We start from the raw sequence: 15,496 nt of genomic DNA, 5'->3' as shown, positions 1-15,496 counted from the left end.
CGAGATGTGGTTCGCGGCCTTGTCGCCGTAACCTGCGCGCAAGTACGCGACGATCAGCTGTCCTCCCACAATTCGCGCTGGGCGTGGCTACCGCCGATCCGCGTCAGTTCGGCAATTGCCGGCTCGAGCAGGCGGACCGCCTCCGCATGATCGCCTTCGGCAAATGCCCGGATGCCACGACAGAGCTCGATGGCCGCACGGCCCGGCAGCAGCTTGCCGTCGGCGTCGCGCGCTTCGAGTTGCGCCAGTCGTGTCTGGAGCGCATCGCCACCTGTCATGGCGGTGGCCAGCGCGAAATGCACGTCGGCAAAATGTGCGCCCGCCTGCGGAAAGTGCTTTTCGCCGTAGGCGGCCATGTCGCGCCAATGCGGCTCCAGCCCGGTCTGGCCGGCGAGCGCAAGCCGCCACAGCAGCGAGGCGCCATCGGTGAAGATGTTCAGCGGCGGGTAGGGGCGGCCCGCCGGCTTGATATGCTGCTCGTAGATCGCAAGCGCACCATCAAGATCGCCTTCGTCGAGGTGGGTCAGTGCGACGTGCCATGCGAGATGCCCGTGCAGAAAACTCTGGCGATCATGCGCTGGCATCCATTGCGCGAGAAATTGGCGGCCGATCGCCATGTCGCCTTGCTCGAACATCGCATGCGAGAGGCCATGCGCCGCATTGGCGTTGGCAGCTCGCAGTGTCATCGCCCGTTCGGACAGTGTCCGGCCGTTGGAGAGGTTACCCGCCTCGGTGTGCGACCAGCCAAGATAGGAAACGAACCACCAGTCTTCGCCATAATGCCGCGCGTGGCGTTTGCAGATCGCGAGTTTTGCCGCATCGTGGTCAGGACGGCCCGAGAACGCGTAGAGGCCGAATGCGCCGAGCAGGATCGACAGCACCTGTGCATCGCGCGGATATTCATCGAGATGCGCCTCGGCGCCGGTCAGGGCCAGCTTCGGCTTGCTCTCGATCACCGCGGCCATGATTTCCACGTGGCTCTTTTCGCGCGGGCTGGCGCCCGCGGCCAGCTCGCGAGCCTGCGCGGCAAAAGCCCGCGCCTTGCCGCCCTCCATGTTGAGCTGGTGCAGCCGCGCCCGTCCGATATGTGCCAGCGCAAAGCCGGGATCTTCCGCGATTGCCTTGTCGAAGGCATCCTCGGCGCCGTGCCAGGCCGATAGCATGCGGTCGACGCCGTCGCGGTAATGCGCCGCGGCGCGTTCGGAGGAAGTGGTCAGTGGAAGGTCGTATCTGTCCCGGTGCATTGTTCTTGTCCTTGGACGCGAGAAGCAGGGGCAAGCCTAGCAGAGACAAAGCGCACGGCATCCACAATATTGTGGCTGCCTGCTGCCCGCCCGGTTGAGCGGATGCCGATCCGCCGCTAGCGTGCCGTCCACACAGTACTGGCAGGTGAGATGAACGAGGAATCGCCCGAAATCGGCAGGCCGAATATCGACATATCAGCGGCGCCGGCCACGGCGGCCGACGACATTCCCTTGCTCCGCATCGAAGGGGTCTCCAAGAAGTTCGGCACGTTCCCCGCCGTGGACCGGCTCTCGCTCGACATCAGGGCGGGTGAGTTCTTTGCGCTGCTCGGCCCAAGCGGCTGCGGCAAGACCACGCTGCTTCGGATGCTCGCCGGCTTCGAGACGCCCGACGAGGGCCGCATCCTGCTCGGCGGTCGCGACATCGCGCCGGTGCTGCCGCATGAGCGGCCTGTCAACATGATGTTCCAGAACTACGCGCTGTTTCCGCATCTTTCAGTGCGGGACAATATCGCGTTCGGCCTGAAGCGCGCCGGGATGGCCCGCGCCGCCATCGATACCCGCGTCGCCGAAATGGTGGCATTGGTCAAGCTGGATGGAATGGAGAAACGAAAACCCGATCAGCTCTCCGGCGGCCAGAAGCAGCGCGTGGCGCTGGCGCGCTCGCTGGCGCGGCGGCCCAAGGTTCTCTTGCTCGACGAGCCTCTGGCCGCGCTCGACAAGAAGCTGCGCGAGAGCACGCAGCTTGAACTCATGGAACTGCAGCGCCGTCTCGGTATGACCTTCATCGTCGTCACCCATGATCAGGAAGAGGCGATGACGATGGCGAACCGGATCGGCGTCATGGACGCCGGCCGGCTGCAGCAGGTCGCGACCCCACGCGATCTCTACGAGGCGCCCGCCTCGCGCTGGGTCGCCGAGTTTGTCGGCGACGTCAACCTGTTCGACGGCGACGTCACTTCGCGCGAACATCGTCGCCTGACGATTGCGACCCGCGACGGCGGAGCCATTGTGGTTGCCGAACCGCGTGAGCCCGTCACCAGGACCGTCGTTTCGGTCGCGATCCGCCCCGAGAAGGTGAAGATGTCGCACCGTGGTCCGGCGCCGGATGCAGCCGGTTCGCGGGCGATCAACCGGCTCGAAGGCGTCGTTACCGATGTCAGCTATCTCGGCGGCTCGACCATCTACAAGATCAAGCTCGATTCCGGCGCGGTGGTGCGCTCGTCGGTGGCCAATACCACCCGGCTCGATACCGATACCTGCAGCGCAGGCCAGCGCGTGGTGGCGTGGTTTTCGCCCGATGATTGCGTGGTGCTGGAACGATGAGCGCGCGCCGTATCTTCGCACAGCCGGCGCGCTATGCCGCCATCGCGCCATATCTCTGGATGGTGCTGTTCTTCCTGGTGCCGTTCGGCTTCGTGCTGAAGATCAGCCTGTCACAGACCGCGATCGCGCAGCCGCCCTATGTGCCCGTGTTCGATTTTGCCGAAGGATGGACCGCGATCAAGGCAGCCTTCGCGCAGTTGTCGCTGGATAATTTCGGGCTGCTCGCTTCCGACAGCCTCTACATCAGCTCCTATCTGCGCAGCCTCGTCGTCGCCGTGACCTCGACATTGATCCTGCTGCTGATCGGCTATCCCATCGCCTACGGCATGGCGCGGTTGCCGCAGCGCTGGCAGCCGATTGCGATGATGCTGGTGATCGTGCCGTTCTGGACCTCGTTCCTGATCCGCATCTATGCCTGGATCAACATCCTGCAGCATGACGGCCTGCTCAATAAGGTGCTGCTCGCATTGCACGTCGTCTCCGCGCCGGTGGTGTGGCTGTCGACCGACACCGCAATGTATATCGGCATCGTCTATTCCTATCTGCCGTTCATGATCCTGCCGCTCTATGCGACGCTCTCCAAGCTGGACGCCTCGCTGCTCGAGGCGGCCGCCGATCTTGGCGCCTCGCCACGGCGGGCGTTCTGGCTGGTGACGTTCCCGCTGTCGTTGCCCGGCGTCGGCGCCGGCGCGCTGCTCTGCTTCATCCCGATCCTCGGCGAGTTCGTGATTCCGGATCTTTTGGCGGGCTCCGGCTCGATGATGATCGGCCAGACATTGTGGCTGGAGTTCTTCACCAACAAGGATTGGCCGGTCGCTGCCGCCGCCGCGGTCGCGCTGCTGGTTCTGCTGGTGCCGCCGCTGGTTCTTTACGACCGGATGCAGCGCCGTCAGCTCGGAGGAGCGAATTGATGGTGCGGCAGGTCAACAGGATGTCGCCGTTCAACGTCACTTCGCTCGCGCTGGGACTGGCGTTCCTGTACCTGCCGATCGTCATTCTCGTCATCTATTCGTTCAACGCCTCGCGGCTGGTGACGGTGTGGGGCGGCTGGTCGCTGCGCTGGTACTTTGAGTTCTTCAACGACCGCGCGATGCTGGATGCCGCCTGGATGAGCCTGCGCGTTGCTGCGGTATCGGCCACGATTGCCACCCTGCTCGGCACGCTGGCGGCCGTAGGCCTGGCGCGCGGTGAGCGCTTCAGGGGCCGGGCGCTGTTTTCCGGCATGCTCTATGCGCCGCTGGTGATGCCCGAGGTGATCTCGGGGCTTTCCCTGCTGTTGCTCTTCGTGGCGCTCAACGCCGAGCGCGGTTTCTGGACGGTGACGATCGCCCACACCACGCTGACGATGTGCTTCGTCACCGTGGTGGTGCAGTCGCGCCTTGCCTCGCTCGACCGCAGCCTGGAAGAGGCCGCGATGGATCTCGGCTGCAATCCGGTACAGGCATTCATTCGCGTGACGCTGCCGCTCATCGTTCCCGCGATTGCGGCAGGCTGGATGCTGGCCTTCACGCTGTCGCTCGATGACGTCGTGATCGCGAGTTTTACCACCGGTCCCGGCTCGGCGACGCTGCCGATCCGGATCTATTCCGAGGTGCGGCTCGGCGTGAAGCCCGAGATCAATGCGATCTGCACCATGGTGATCGCCCTGATCGCCGTGCTGATCGTGATCGCCTCGCTTGTCTCGAAGCTGTCGAGCTCAGAAGGCAAGAGCGCAGCGCCGCTGTAGCCTCCGTCATTGCGAGGAGCGAGCCGCCGGACCTGCCCGCTCAATCGTCCACATCCTCCTGCGGGCGTCCGAACAGATGCACGATGCCCGGCGTCGTGATCGAGACGAATACGAAGCGCGACAGATGGTGGGCGCCGACGAAGATCGGATCGATATGCAGCGTCAGCGCCAGCGCCAGCATGGCGTCCATCGCGCCCGGCGCAAACGCCACCACGACGTCGGCCAGGCGCACATGGGTGGTCAGCACGATCACCGTGACGAACACGGCTGAAATGACGATGGCAACTGCGAACGAGCCCAGTCCGGCATTGATGTGGCTGACGAGCGTCGACCTGCTGATCCGCGCGAACCGCGTGCCGATCACCGCGCCGATGCCGACCAGCGCCACGCCGCGCATCCAGGGCGGCAGGCCGCCCTCGATCAGGCCGGTGCCGTGCAGCACGGCCGAGGCGATCATCGCGCCGAACATCCAGCTCGCTGGAAAATTGGCGAGCCGAAGCAGGAGCGCGACGGCGACGGCAGCCGCCGCCAGCACCGCGAGTTCGATCGGCGAGGCGACGCCGATACTGATCAGCTCCATGGGCGCGCTCGGCGCCACGCCGGTCACTGCCAGCAGCAGCGGCAGCGCTGCGGTCAGGATGATCACGCGGATGGTCTGCACCACCGCGATCGCGGCGACATCGGCGCCCTTCTCGGCGGCCAGCATGGTGATCTGCGACAGCGCGCCGGGGCTGCCGGCGAGCAGCGCCGAGGTCTGGTCCCAGCCGTGCATGCGCTGCAGATAGAAGCTGGAGCCGAACGTCGAGCAGAATGTCGCGAGCGCCAACAGGCCGATGGTCAGGGGATAGGCGCTCATGTGCTGGATCATTTGCCGCGACACCAGCGAGCCCAGCGTGATGCCGAGCAGCACCAGCACGGTCTGGGTCAGGATCGGCGGCATGGTCACCGGCCGGCCTGCGAGAGCGGCGATGCCGACGGCGGCCATCGCGCCGGAAATCAGCCCGCCCGGTAAATTGAGCCACAGAAACAGCAAGCCGCCGGCGGCGCCGATGACGAGGGTCTCGAGCGTGCCTAGGATTTTGGCGCGGTCGGCGACGGCGGAAGATATCGAGGCGGGGATCAGGCTCACGCCGCCTTATGGCAAATCCGCATGCGCCGGACAAATGCGCCACGCGATTGCAGCAATGCAGCGACGAGCCGTGCACAATGTCTGCACAAACCTCCCGCAGCGTTGGCTGAACGCGGGCTGAATGCGAACGCAGATGGTGCATCGTCGGTGCCACAAAATTTTTACCACAGGAAGCGCCCGGTGCGTTGTCGCAAGCTTTGGTTGCGCTAGGATGGCGCCCGCAGATGACTATCCCCAAGGAGACCAGGGATGACTATTCAAGCAAAAATACTGGGTGCGATTGCGGTGTCGGGTTTGGCCGCGTTGGCGATGGCGACGCAGGCGAATGCCCTGACAGCGCAGGAATGCAGCGCCAAATACCAAGCCGCCAAAGCCGCCGGCACGCTCGGCGACCAGAAGTGGAACGACTTCCGCAAGGCGCAGTGCGGCGCCGATGCCGCGCCTGCTCCGGCAGCCGCAGCGGCACCCGCCGCGGAGCCGAAGGAAGCTACCAAGAAAGCATCCAAGAAGGAGGCCAAGGAAGCCAAGGAAGCTGCGGCGCCTGCGGCCCCGGCAGGTCCTGCGGTCTATCCGAGCGCGGTCGATCCGAAATATTCCAAGGAGACCGCCGGCAGAGCCCGCATGCACACTTGCGTGGATCAGTACAACGCCAACAAGGCGACCAACGCCAATGGGGGGCTGAAGTGGATCCAGAAGGGCGGCGGCTATTTCAGCGAATGCTCGAAGAAGCTGAAGGGCGCGGCCTGAGCACGTAATCGACGCGGGCGCGGTCGGATGTTTCGGCCGCGCCTACAACTCGCGGAGCAATGTTTCGGCCGACTTCGCCACCAGTTGCGCGCGCTTGCGCTGGCCCCGTTCGAGAAACAGCAAGCTCTGGCCGAACACGAAGCAATAGAACAGGAACGCCTGCGCGTCGGCCTCCTCTGGCGGCAAGCCGGTCGCGCGATAGAGCTGCCCGACATTTTTCAGGCGCGCGGCATCGACGCTGGCGACGGCTGCGGCAGCCAGCTCGTCGGAGCGGGCCCATTGCCGGATCGCCAGTTCGACCGCCATGCCCTCGGTATTGATGCGCTCGGAATAGCGCGCGATCAGCGCCTTCAGCCGCTCGCGCGCGGTCGCGCCATCGAGGCTGGTGTGTTTTTCGATCGCCGCGATGCGGCCCGCGCTCCAGTGCTGCAGCATGGCTTCCAAGAGCGCCGCGCGGTCGCGGAAGCGGCGGTAGAAGCCGCCCTTGGTGACGCCGAGGTTCTTGGCCAGCACCTCGACCCGCACGCCTTCGACGCCGGTCCGGGCGATTTCCTCAAAGCCGGCCTCGACCCAGCGCTCGCTCCGTATCTCGCCGGTTCGGCTGTCGCCTTTGGGGTCTGCCTTGGCGTCGCTCATGGTCCGCTCTCACCGATTCTTAATACGGCACCGTATTGCTAACCCGGCGAGGGGCTGATACGCTACCGTATCAAGATGACAAAAGCGGGAGCAGTACGATGGAGACGGACGCGACCTATCGCGGCACGGTCTATCCCTGGCAATGCGATCATGTCGGGCACATGAACATCATGTGGTATGTCGGCAAGTTCGACGAGGCGAACTGGAATCTGTTCGCCCGGCTTGGCCTGACACCGTCGTACTTGCGCACATCCGGCCGCGGCATGGCCGCCGTGCAGCAGAACATCACCTACAAGCGCGAACTCCTGGCCGGCGACATCGTCGAGGTCAAAAGCCGGCTCGTGGAAATCCGCGACAAATCGATCCGCTTCGTCCATGAGATGCGCAACGCTGAAACCGGCGAGATCGCCGCCACCTGCGAATTCGTCGGCGTCCACATGGATCGGCAGGCGCGCAAGTCGACCGCCTTCGCGCCCGCGATCCGCGATGCCGCGACCAGGCATCTCGAACCGGCGATGGCCTGACCCATGGCGCGCTTCCAGCCGAAGAATCCTGACTATCGCGAGATCGCGACCGCTACGTTCAACCAGCAGCGGGCGATGAAGACGCTCGGGATTTCGATCGCCCGGCTGGAGCCCGGCGAGGTCGATCTCGCCATGAACTATCGGGACGAACTCACCCAGCAGCATGGCTTCATCCATGCCGGGATCATCACGGCGGCGCTCGACAATGCCTGCGGCATCGCCGCCTTCACGCTGATGCCGGCGGGGGCGGGGATTCTCACCGTGGAATTCAAGACCAACCTGCTGGCGCCCGCACGCGGCGAGCGGTTCACCTTCCGCGCCACCGTCGTCAAGCCCGGCCGCACGCTGACCGTATGCGAGGCTCGCGCCTATGCCGCGCATGACGGGGCCGAGACGCTGATTGCGACCATGAGCGGCACGCTGATGGCACTGCTGCCCCGCGAGGGGGCCGTCAGAGACAAAGCGCTCGCGTCGGTCTGACCGTGCTGCAGTGCATATTTATGCTAACCGCATAGCAGGATGTGAAAAATCCTTCTATGGTTGCGCCGTGCAGCAGAGTCTTTCAACTTGATCATCTCCACCGCGCAGGGCGTGCTGGGACTGGCGTCGGGGATGCTGGTCGGGTTTTCGCTTGGCCTGGTCGGCGGCGGCGGCTCGATCCTGGCGGTGCCACTGATGGTCTATGTGGTCGGCGTGGCCGAGCCCCATGTCGCGATCGGCACCAGCGCGATCGCGGTGGCGGCCAATGCCGCGGTCAATCTCTCCAACCATGCGCGCGGCGGCACCGTGATCTGGTCCTGCGCGCTGATCTTTGCCGCCGCCGGCATGGTCGGCGCCCTCGGCGGCTCGATCCTCGGCAAGATGATGGACGGTCAACGGCTGCTGGCGCTGTTCGCGCTGGTCATGATCGTCATCGCGCTGTTGATGCTGAAGACGCGCGCGCGCATCGGCCTGCCTGACGTCAAGGTCTCGATGTCGAACATATCAGCCATCGTCAGCCTGGGTCTCACGACCGGGACGGTGTCGGGATTCTTCGGCATCGGCGGCGGCTTCCTGATCGTGCCGGCGCTGATGCTGGCGACCGGCATGCCGATCCTGAACGCGGTGTCCTCCTCGCTGGTCGCGGTCACCGCTTTCGGGCTCACCACGGCCGCCAGCTATGCCTGGTCGGGGCTGGTGTCGTGGGCGCTGGCCGGGCTGTTCGTGGCAGGCGGCATCGCCGGCGGCCTGGCCGGCACGCGTTCGGCGCGGCATCTCGCGGAGCGTCGCGGCGCGCTCAATATCGTGTTCGCCGTGGTCATTATTGCCGTGGCGCTCTATATGCTGGCACGTAACATATCCGCATCTCAGCCGTAGACAGGAAATGCAGCCCTTCGCGAGACCCAAATGAAGCGATCGAACAATCCGGCCGGGATCATCCTGCAGCCGACGCGGCGTGATGCTTTTGGCTTGCTCGGCGGTGCCGCACTGCTCGGCGCCACGTCGCGACCGGCCTTTGCGCAGCGCGTGGACGATGTGTTGAACGAAGCGCTGGTGCTGCGCGACCCCGAGGTGCCCGCGACCGGCAATCCCGAAGGCGACATCAACATCGTCGAGTGGTTCGACTACAACTGTCCCTATTGCCGCAAGATCGCGCCCGAGATCCAGCAGGTGGTGCAGGACGACGGCAAGGTCCGCCTGGTGCTGAAGGATTGGCCGATCCTCGGCGAGGTCTCGAAGTTCGGGGCGCGGATGGCGCTGGCCGCGAAGTATCAGGGCAAGTACATGGCCGCGCATGAGGCGATGATCGGTGTCAGCTCGAAATTGACCGAACCGCGTATCCGCGAATTGCTGGCGGGCGCCGGCATCGACATGGACCGCCTCAACCGCGACGCCACGGCCAATGCCAAGGCGATCGACACTGTTCTCTCCCGCAACCACGATCAGGCGATTGCATTCGGGTTCAAGGGAACGCCGTCCTTCATCGTCGGCAAGTTCCGCGTGCCGGGCATCCTGACCATGGCGGAATTCGAGATGGTGATCGCCGACGCCCGCAAGGCGAAGAAGGCCAACTGACGGCCGTCACAGCAAAACACGCCGTCGTTAGGAACGACGGCGTGCCATTGTTAAGACGATCCTGGTTAAGACGATCCTGCCGGCAAATTACTTCGACGAAATCTTCACCCAGCCCTCATGGGCACGCGTCGTCAGCTTGTCCCAGTCGGCCTTCGCCACATCCCAGTTGACAATGGTGCGATTGGCCTGCGCGACCTGGCCGCCGGCCACGCTCGACGTCTGCAGGGAATCGTAGATGTAGACGCCGCCAACCAGCAGCAGCGCACCCAAAATCATTCCGACAAACGTCTGCATGGTAATCCCTCCGTTGCGGCTGATAACGCGGAACATGGAGGATGGTTCCACTTACGGGCCGTTCAGCCATTGCAGCATTTCCGCGTTCATCTCGCGCGGATAGGTGTGGCTGAGATCATCGAGCTCGCGGTAGGTAACATTGGCGCCCGCGGCCGACAGGGCCTGGCTGGTCTGCCGCGCGACCTGCACCGGGAACATCCAGTCGAGCCGGCCATGCACGATATGAACGGGCAGGCCGCGCAGCCGGTCGGCGTCAGCCATTTCCGCCATCAGCGGATGGAAGGTCGCCGAGACCGGCGCGAGATGGGTGAAGGGCGAGGCGCTCTCGAAACCCGAGACGTAGCAGAAGGTGCCGCCGTCGCTCATTCCCGTCAGCAGCATCCGCTGCGGATCGACATTCCAGCGCGCGCGCACCGATTCCAGGATGCGCATCAGGTTCGGCGTATCGGTGTCGTCGCCCATCAACGCCCAGGTATTGCCGGTCGCGGTCGGCGCCACCAGGATCGCGCCGCGGCTGCGGGCATCACGCAGCCAGCTCCACAGAAAGCCGCGGCCATTGCCGCTGCCGCCATGCAGCGCCATCACCAGCGGCCAGGCGCGATCGGGCGTGTAATATTCCGGCACGTAGAGCGAGAAGCCGCCGCGGCTGCCGGGCTCGTTATGATGGTGAAAGATGCCGGTGTTCTCATGGGCCGACGCCGCCAGCCGCGCCGCAAGCTCTGCATCCCCCCGCAGCGAAGGATCGATGAAGAACTCGTTGACCGGCGGCAACTTCACCGACAGCGGATAGAGCGCCTCCTGTGCGCGCGGCGCATATCGAAGCGCGCGAAACAGGCTGACGAAATCGCCGTTGCCATTCTGGACCACGCGCAGGCCCGCGAACGCGGCCAGTGCGGCAAGGCTCGCTGCTTCCAGCGGGGCCTTGATGTCGGCGAACCCGTCGGGCCATTGCGCCAGCCGCGGACGTACCGCGCGCAGATCGTCGTCCGGCTGGCCTGCCGCCACCATCACCCGGTCGAAATCCGGCGGGTTGAGGTAGCGCGCGACGAAGGCGAGAGCTTCCAGCGACTGCAGCAGCGGCGGCAGCACGGCCACGATGTCGTCCACCACGGCCTCACTCATCGGGCACTCTCTGCGTTCAATGGAGCACTAATTCAATGCAGGCCTTATCAGTGCAGCCTCGGCGCCTTCAACAGCCTGGCGCGGTCAGTTGAGCTCAGCACTACGTCGAAGGTGACGCCCTCGTGATAGACCGTAAGCGGCACGTCGACGCCGGCAGTGCCGAGCGACCAGAGCTTGCGATAGAAGCCGGTCTGGCTGGTGATCTTGTCGCCGTTGACAGCGAGGATGACGTCGCCGGTCTTGAGTTCGGCGAGTGCCGCCGGTCCCTTGCTGGCGATGCCGACCACCACCACGCGGTTGTCGATTTCGGTCGTGTACATGCCGAGCCACGGCCGCGCCGGCTTGTTGACACGGCCGAATTTCCTGATGTCGTCGAGCACCGGCTTGAGAAGATCGATCGGCACGATCATGTTGACGTGCTCGGCCTTGCCCTCGCGCTCGCGTTCGAGCTGCAGCGAGCCGATGCCGATCAGTTCGCCGCGGTTCGAGATCAGCCCGGTGCCGCCCCAGTTGGGATGCGCGGGATGGGTGAAGATCGCCTCATCCAGCAGGTATTCCCAATAGCCGGCAAATTCCTGCTTTGCCGCGATCTGGCTGGCGACCGAGCGCGTGCGGCCGCCGGCGCCGCCGACCACCACGCGGTCGCCGACTTGAGCCGCGGCGGAAGAACCGATCGGCAGCGGATCGAGATCGAGGTCGCCGAGCGCCTGCACCAGGCCGAAGCCGCTTTCGAAATCAAAGCCGAGCGCGTGGCCCTCCACGACGCGGCCGTCGCCGCGATGCAGCCAGACCGCCTCGGCCTCGGTGATTAGATAGCCGATGGTCAGCACCAGTCCGCGATCGATCAGCACGCCATTGCCGGCGCGTTCGGTGCCGAGCGTCTCTGCGCTGAAAGCATCGGAGGGAATGATCGAATGCAGCCCGACCACCGACGACAGGGTTCTGTCGAGGTCGAAACCATAGTCGCCCGCGCGCGGCTGGTTTGCGGGCGGCACTCTCCATTCGGTCAGGGAAGGCATGGATGGGTCTCCTGGCGAACTGGCGCGCTTTTCCGCGAGGCGCGGAAGCGCGGGAAATTCATCACAATCTATGCTGCAAACGGCCGTCTTGAAAGTGTCCCCCAAAATGACCCGCTACGCGACTCATAACGGGCCAATTCAGAATTGTTCCAGCGGCAATCGAGGATCAGTCCGCTTTTGCCCGTTCGCGTGCGGGCATGATCCGGAAACTGCGATTTTCCCTCAGCCATTCCGCACGTTCGTCACGCAACAGCGTGCGGCGAACCTTGCCGGAATCGTCGCGGAGACCGATCTGGACGGCCTCGAAACTTTCGGGGTGCTTGTAGCGGCTGAGCCGGTCGGAGAGAAAGTCGGTCATGCCGTCGGCGACAGCCTGCGCATCCGTGCTGCGGTCGAGCTCGAGGATGGCATGGACGCGTTGTCCAAACTCCGGATCGGGCAAGCCGACGACGACGCAGGAGCGCACGTCGGGATGCGCCGATACCGCAGCCTCGACCTCGGCCGGGTAGATGTTAGCGCCGCCGCGCAGGATCATGTCGGCGAGCCGGTCGCCGAGATAGAGATAACCCTCCGCATCCAGCCGGCCGATATCGCCGAGCGATTCCCAGCCGTCGGCGCGGCGCTTCGGTTCGGCGCCGAGATAGTGATAGGTCGAGCCGGCGCCGTCGTTGGGCAGGAAATAGATCTCGCCGGTTTCGCCCGGCGCGACATCGGTGCCGTCTTCGCCGATGATGCGCAGGCGCGCGGTCTCGCCGATCTTGCCGACCGAGCCCTTGTGCGTCACCATTCGGTGCCGGAAATGATCGTGGCGCCCTGCCGCTCGGTGCCGCCATAGAGTTCGTAGATACGCTCGGGCCCGAGCCACTCGATCCATTTTTCCTTCAGCCACGGCGGCATCGGAGCCGCCATGTGAAACACGATCTGCAGGCTGGAGAGGTCGTAAGCGTTGCGTACCGCATCGGGCAGCGACCAGATCCGATGCATCATGGTCGGCACGAAATTGACCCATTGCACGCGGTTTTTCTCGATCAGCCGCAGCGTCTCCTCGGCGTCGAACTTCACGAGACCGGTGACACGACCGCCGTTGAACAGCGCGGTGTGCGAGACGATGAACGGTGCGTTGTGATAGAGCGGGCCGGGATTGAGCAGCGATCCGTTCTGCGGAATGCCGAGCGGGGACGGGAAGGTGGTTTCCACCACTGCCGGCATGTGATCGAGGATCACCTTTGGCCGCCCGGTCGAACCGCCGCTGGTCATCGCCTTCCAGTAGCGCGCCACCGGATTGGTCACGGGCTCGTCCGAAAAACCTTCGGGCGTGAAATCAGCCGGGAGCGAGTTCGGCGCGTTCCAATCCGGCTGGCCGCCGACCACCAGCGAAGGTTTGAGAATGTCGAGCACGGCCGCGGCCTCGCCGCGCGGCAGCCGCCAGGTCAGCGACGTCGGCGTCGCCCCGCATTTCCACACCGCAAAAGTGGTTTCGAAAAACACATTGCTGTTGGGAAGCCCGATCGCGACGAAATCGCCTGATTTGACGCCCTTGGCGGCAAACGCCCGCGCGCGGCGATTGGCGTTGCGCTCGAGTTGTTCCCAGGTGATGGCGTCCGCGCCGTGACTGACCGCGATGGTGTCCGCAGATTTTCGTTCGGCATACCAGCGCGGCGCGTCGGCGATGGGGATGAGCATGAGGCGTTTCCGTTGGGGCGTTGATGCCGCTCTTGTGTTCTGACGAGGCGGGCGCCTCGACAGCATCGTGACAGAAATAGATGGCTGAGTGAAGGGAGACCGGAGTGCGCCTTGGAGCGTTTCTCAAGGACGGAACGCATTTGCGCGGACATTGTTACCGGCTTGAACCAGAGGTCCGTTAACCGATGGCCGTATATCTCGCAAGTGTCTTGTCTTTCGTGCTCGCCGCGCTGAGTCTGGGGCCGCTGTTGAATGACATGAAGCCGATTTCGCCGCGATGACAGAGCCCGACCGGCAAACCTATCCGCCGCTGAATACGCTGAAGCCGGTGATCGACGATGTATGGATCGTTGATGGTCCCCTGATTGAATTCGGCCCGGCACCCTTCAGGATGCCATTTCCGACGCGCATGACCATCCTCCGCATCGGGCGTGAATTGTTGATCCATTCGCCCACGCCGCTGACGGAAGGGCTGAAATCGGAGATCACAGCGATCGGTGAGCCGGCCTGGATCATCGGTCCCAACCGCATCCATTACTGGTGGATTCCGGAGTGGTGCGAGGCGTATCCGGATGCCGTGGCTTATCTCGCCCCGCGCATCATGGATCAGGCCGGCGACCGCCTCGATCGAGTCTCACATCGCTGCCGGCCGCTTGACGATCGATCCGGCTATCCCTGGGATGGAGCCATCGACACGCTGCCGGTGCGTGGCAGCTACATGAGCGAGGTCGTATTCTTCCACCGCCCGAGCCGGACGCTCGTGCTCACGGACATGATCGAGAATTTCGAGCCGCAAAAGCTCGGCCTGCTCGCGCGCGTGTTGACTTGGCTTGGCGGTGCCCAGCACCCCGATGGAAAAATGCCGCGCGACTTGCGGCTCTCCTACCGCGCGAAGGCTGCCGAGCTTCGCGCGGCCGTCGACGCCATGATTGACTGGGATCCGGAGCGGATTATCCTCGCCCACGGCCGATGGTACGAGCGCGATGGTGCGCAGGAATTGCGCCGCGCGTTTCGTTGGCTTGCGAATTCGTGAGTCCGTCTAGCGGCGTGCCTCGGGATTGGGTGTCCGACTCAAACGTTCCCCGATGAATTCAATGAAGCGCTGCGTCTTCGCGGGCAATAGCCGCGTCTCGGTGATGGCATAGACGGAGATCGGAGAGGCCTGCCATTTCGGCAGCACGCGCCGCAGCCGGCCTGCAGCCAGATCGTCAGCGACAATGGCCTCCGCATGCAAGGCAATGCCGAGGTCGAGCGTCGCGAGACGGCGGATCATGCCGACGCTATTGAGCGTGAAGCGGCCGCTGACGGCGATCTCGATCTTTTTCGTCCCGTCCTCCAGCGTCCAGGTATTGGCTCGCGGCATGCACAGGCATTGGTGTTTCACCAGATCATCGGGCTTTTTCGGTTCGCCGAACAGCTCCAGATAACGCGGCGAGGCGTAGAGATAGCGCGGCAGGCGCGCGAGCCGGCGTGCGATCAGGTGGGAGTCCGCCAGTTCGCCCATGCGGATTGCCACATCGAACGGCTCGGCCACCAGGTCGACCCGGCGCGGCGTCAGGTCAAATTCAAAGCTGATGCCGGGATAGCGCTGGGCGAATTCGGCGACCAGCGGAGCGAGGTAGATGGTTCCGAAATCCACCGGCAGCGAGATGCGCAGGAGGCCACTCGGCTGCGCCAGCATCTCGCCGAGTTGCTCATGCGCCAGCCGCGCTTCGTCGACGATGCGCTTGCTGCGCTCGAAATAGAGCTGACCGGCCTCGGTGAGTTCGATTCGGCGAGTGGTTCGGTGCAGCAGCCGTAGCCCGATCGCTTTCTCCAGCGCGCTGATTCTTCGCGACAGCGTCGAGTTCGGCATGCCGATGGTCTCAGCCGCCCGCCGGAAGCTGCGGACTTTCACCACCTCGACGAACAGGGCCATGTCGTTCAGCAGCGCCATCGCGATTGCTCCATTAATGGATCAATATGTTCCAGTTTGGCTACTTTATCCCACG

At 64.4% G+C, this 15,496-nt stretch carries 16 protein-coding genes and 1 pseudogene; 9 read left to right on the top strand and 8 right to left on the bottom strand.

What is annotated here, in order from left to right; genetic code table 11:
- Positions 1-53 precede the first annotated feature (53 nt).
- Positions 54-1,244: a tetratricopeptide repeat protein gene (locus tag LMTR21_RS34710; RefSeq protein ID WP_246174816.1), complete on the bottom strand. Its 1,191-nt coding sequence runs from the start codon at positions 1,242-1,244 to the stop codon at positions 54-56.
- A gap of 150 nt (positions 1,245-1,394) precedes the next feature.
- Here LMTR21_RS34710 and LMTR21_RS34705 point away from each other — a divergent pair, with 150 nt between their 5' ends.
- Genes LMTR21_RS34705 through LMTR21_RS34695 form a run of 3 tightly spaced genes read left to right on the top strand, consistent with a single transcriptional unit; the run spans position 1,395 to position 4,296 of the window.
- Entirely contained in the window at positions 1,395-2,570 is a 1,176-nt protein-coding gene (locus LMTR21_RS34705) for an ABC transporter ATP-binding protein (protein WP_084030518.1), read from the top strand.
- Entirely contained in the window at positions 2,567-3,481 is a 915-nt protein-coding gene (locus LMTR21_RS34700) for an ABC transporter permease (protein WP_065752012.1), read from the top strand. Before LMTR21_RS34705 ends, LMTR21_RS34700 begins: the two co-directional genes overlap by 4 nt.
- Positions 3,481-4,296: an ABC transporter permease gene (locus LMTR21_RS34695; protein ID WP_430642501.1), complete on the top strand. Its 816-nt coding sequence runs from the start codon at positions 3,481-3,483 to the stop codon at positions 4,294-4,296. Before LMTR21_RS34700 ends, LMTR21_RS34695 begins: the two co-directional genes overlap by 1 nt.
- 40 nt (positions 4,297-4,336) lie before the next feature.
- On the opposite strand, the gene LMTR21_RS34690 is transcribed toward LMTR21_RS34695, so the two are convergent.
- Positions 4,337-5,425, bottom strand: coding sequence for an AbrB family transcriptional regulator (locus LMTR21_RS34690; protein ID WP_065752011.1), 1,089 nt, complete (start codon positions 5,423-5,425; stop codon positions 4,337-4,339).
- A gap of 249 nt (positions 5,426-5,674) precedes the next feature.
- Here LMTR21_RS34690 and LMTR21_RS34685 point away from each other — a divergent pair, with 249 nt between their 5' ends.
- Complete coding sequence (locus LMTR21_RS34685) at positions 5,675-6,172, top strand: hypothetical protein (protein ID WP_065752010.1); 498 nt, start codon at positions 5,675-5,677, stop codon at positions 6,170-6,172.
- Positions 6,173-6,214: 42 nt separating this feature from the next.
- On the opposite strand, the gene LMTR21_RS34680 is transcribed toward LMTR21_RS34685, so the two are convergent.
- Positions 6,215-6,808: a TetR/AcrR family transcriptional regulator gene (locus LMTR21_RS34680; protein ID WP_084030517.1), complete on the bottom strand. Its 594-nt coding sequence runs from the start codon at positions 6,806-6,808 to the stop codon at positions 6,215-6,217.
- A gap of 98 nt (positions 6,809-6,906) precedes the next feature.
- Here LMTR21_RS34680 and LMTR21_RS34675 point away from each other — a divergent pair, with 98 nt between their 5' ends.
- From LMTR21_RS34675 to LMTR21_RS34660, 4 genes are all read left to right on the top strand, one after another.
- Positions 6,907-7,332: an acyl-CoA thioesterase gene (locus tag LMTR21_RS34675; protein ID WP_065752009.1), complete on the top strand. Its 426-nt coding sequence runs from the start codon at positions 6,907-6,909 to the stop codon at positions 7,330-7,332.
- 3 nt (positions 7,333-7,335) lie between these two features.
- Positions 7,336-7,812, top strand: a complete 477-nt coding sequence (locus tag LMTR21_RS34670; protein WP_065752008.1) for a PaaI family thioesterase — start codon at positions 7,336-7,338, stop codon at positions 7,810-7,812.
- Positions 7,813-7,902: 90 nt separating this feature from the next.
- Complete coding sequence (locus LMTR21_RS34665) at positions 7,903-8,688, top strand: sulfite exporter TauE/SafE family protein (RefSeq protein ID WP_065752269.1); 786 nt, start codon at positions 7,903-7,905, stop codon at positions 8,686-8,688.
- 30 nt (positions 8,689-8,718) lie between these two features.
- Positions 8,719-9,387 carry a DsbA family protein gene (locus LMTR21_RS34660; RefSeq protein WP_065752007.1) on the top strand — a complete coding sequence of 223 codons (669 nt, stop codon included), beginning with the start codon at positions 8,719-8,721 and terminating at the stop codon, positions 9,385-9,387.
- Between the two features lie 87 nt (positions 9,388-9,474).
- Here the strand turns inward: LMTR21_RS34660 and LMTR21_RS34655 are convergent, their stop codons facing one another.
- The 4 genes and pseudogenes from LMTR21_RS34655 to LMTR21_RS34640 all read right to left on the bottom strand — a co-directional run bounded on the left by LMTR21_RS34655 (position 9,475) and on the right by LMTR21_RS34640 (position 13,505).
- Complete coding sequence (locus tag LMTR21_RS34655; RefSeq protein ID WP_065752268.1) at positions 9,475-9,681, bottom strand: hypothetical protein; 207 nt, start codon at positions 9,679-9,681, stop codon at positions 9,475-9,477.
- A gap of 51 nt (positions 9,682-9,732) precedes the next feature.
- On the bottom strand, positions 9,733-10,803 hold the full coding sequence (locus tag LMTR21_RS34650) for a carboxylesterase family protein (protein ID WP_065752006.1): 1,071 nt from the start codon (positions 10,801-10,803) through the stop codon (positions 9,733-9,735).
- A 47-nt stretch (positions 10,804-10,850) separates the two neighbouring features.
- Positions 10,851-11,822 carry a S1C family serine protease gene (locus LMTR21_RS34645; protein ID WP_065752005.1) on the bottom strand — a complete coding sequence of 324 codons (972 nt, stop codon included), beginning with the start codon at positions 11,820-11,822 and terminating at the stop codon, positions 10,851-10,853.
- Between the two features lie 166 nt (positions 11,823-11,988).
- Positions 11,989-13,505 (bottom strand): annotated as a pseudogene (locus tag LMTR21_RS34640) (AMP-binding protein).
- Positions 13,506-13,782: 277 nt separating this feature from the next.
- Here LMTR21_RS34640 and LMTR21_RS34635 point away from each other — a divergent pair.
- On the top strand, positions 13,783-14,538 hold the full coding sequence (locus LMTR21_RS34635) for a DUF4336 domain-containing protein (protein ID WP_065752004.1): 756 nt from the start codon (positions 13,783-13,785) through the stop codon (positions 14,536-14,538).
- 6 nt (positions 14,539-14,544) lie between these two features.
- On the opposite strand, the gene LMTR21_RS34630 is transcribed toward LMTR21_RS34635, so the two are convergent.
- On the bottom strand, positions 14,545-15,441 hold the full coding sequence (locus LMTR21_RS34630) for a LysR family transcriptional regulator (protein ID WP_065752003.1): 897 nt from the start codon (positions 15,439-15,441) through the stop codon (positions 14,545-14,547).
- Between the last annotated feature and the right edge of the window lie 55 nt (positions 15,442-15,496).

Source organism: Bradyrhizobium paxllaeri (genome assembly GCF_001693515.2).
Classification (GTDB): domain Bacteria; phylum Pseudomonadota; class Alphaproteobacteria; order Rhizobiales; family Xanthobacteraceae; genus Bradyrhizobium; species Bradyrhizobium paxllaeri.
Note: the sequence above shows the minus strand (reverse complement) of the source record. Positions and strands in the feature narration are given on the sequence as shown.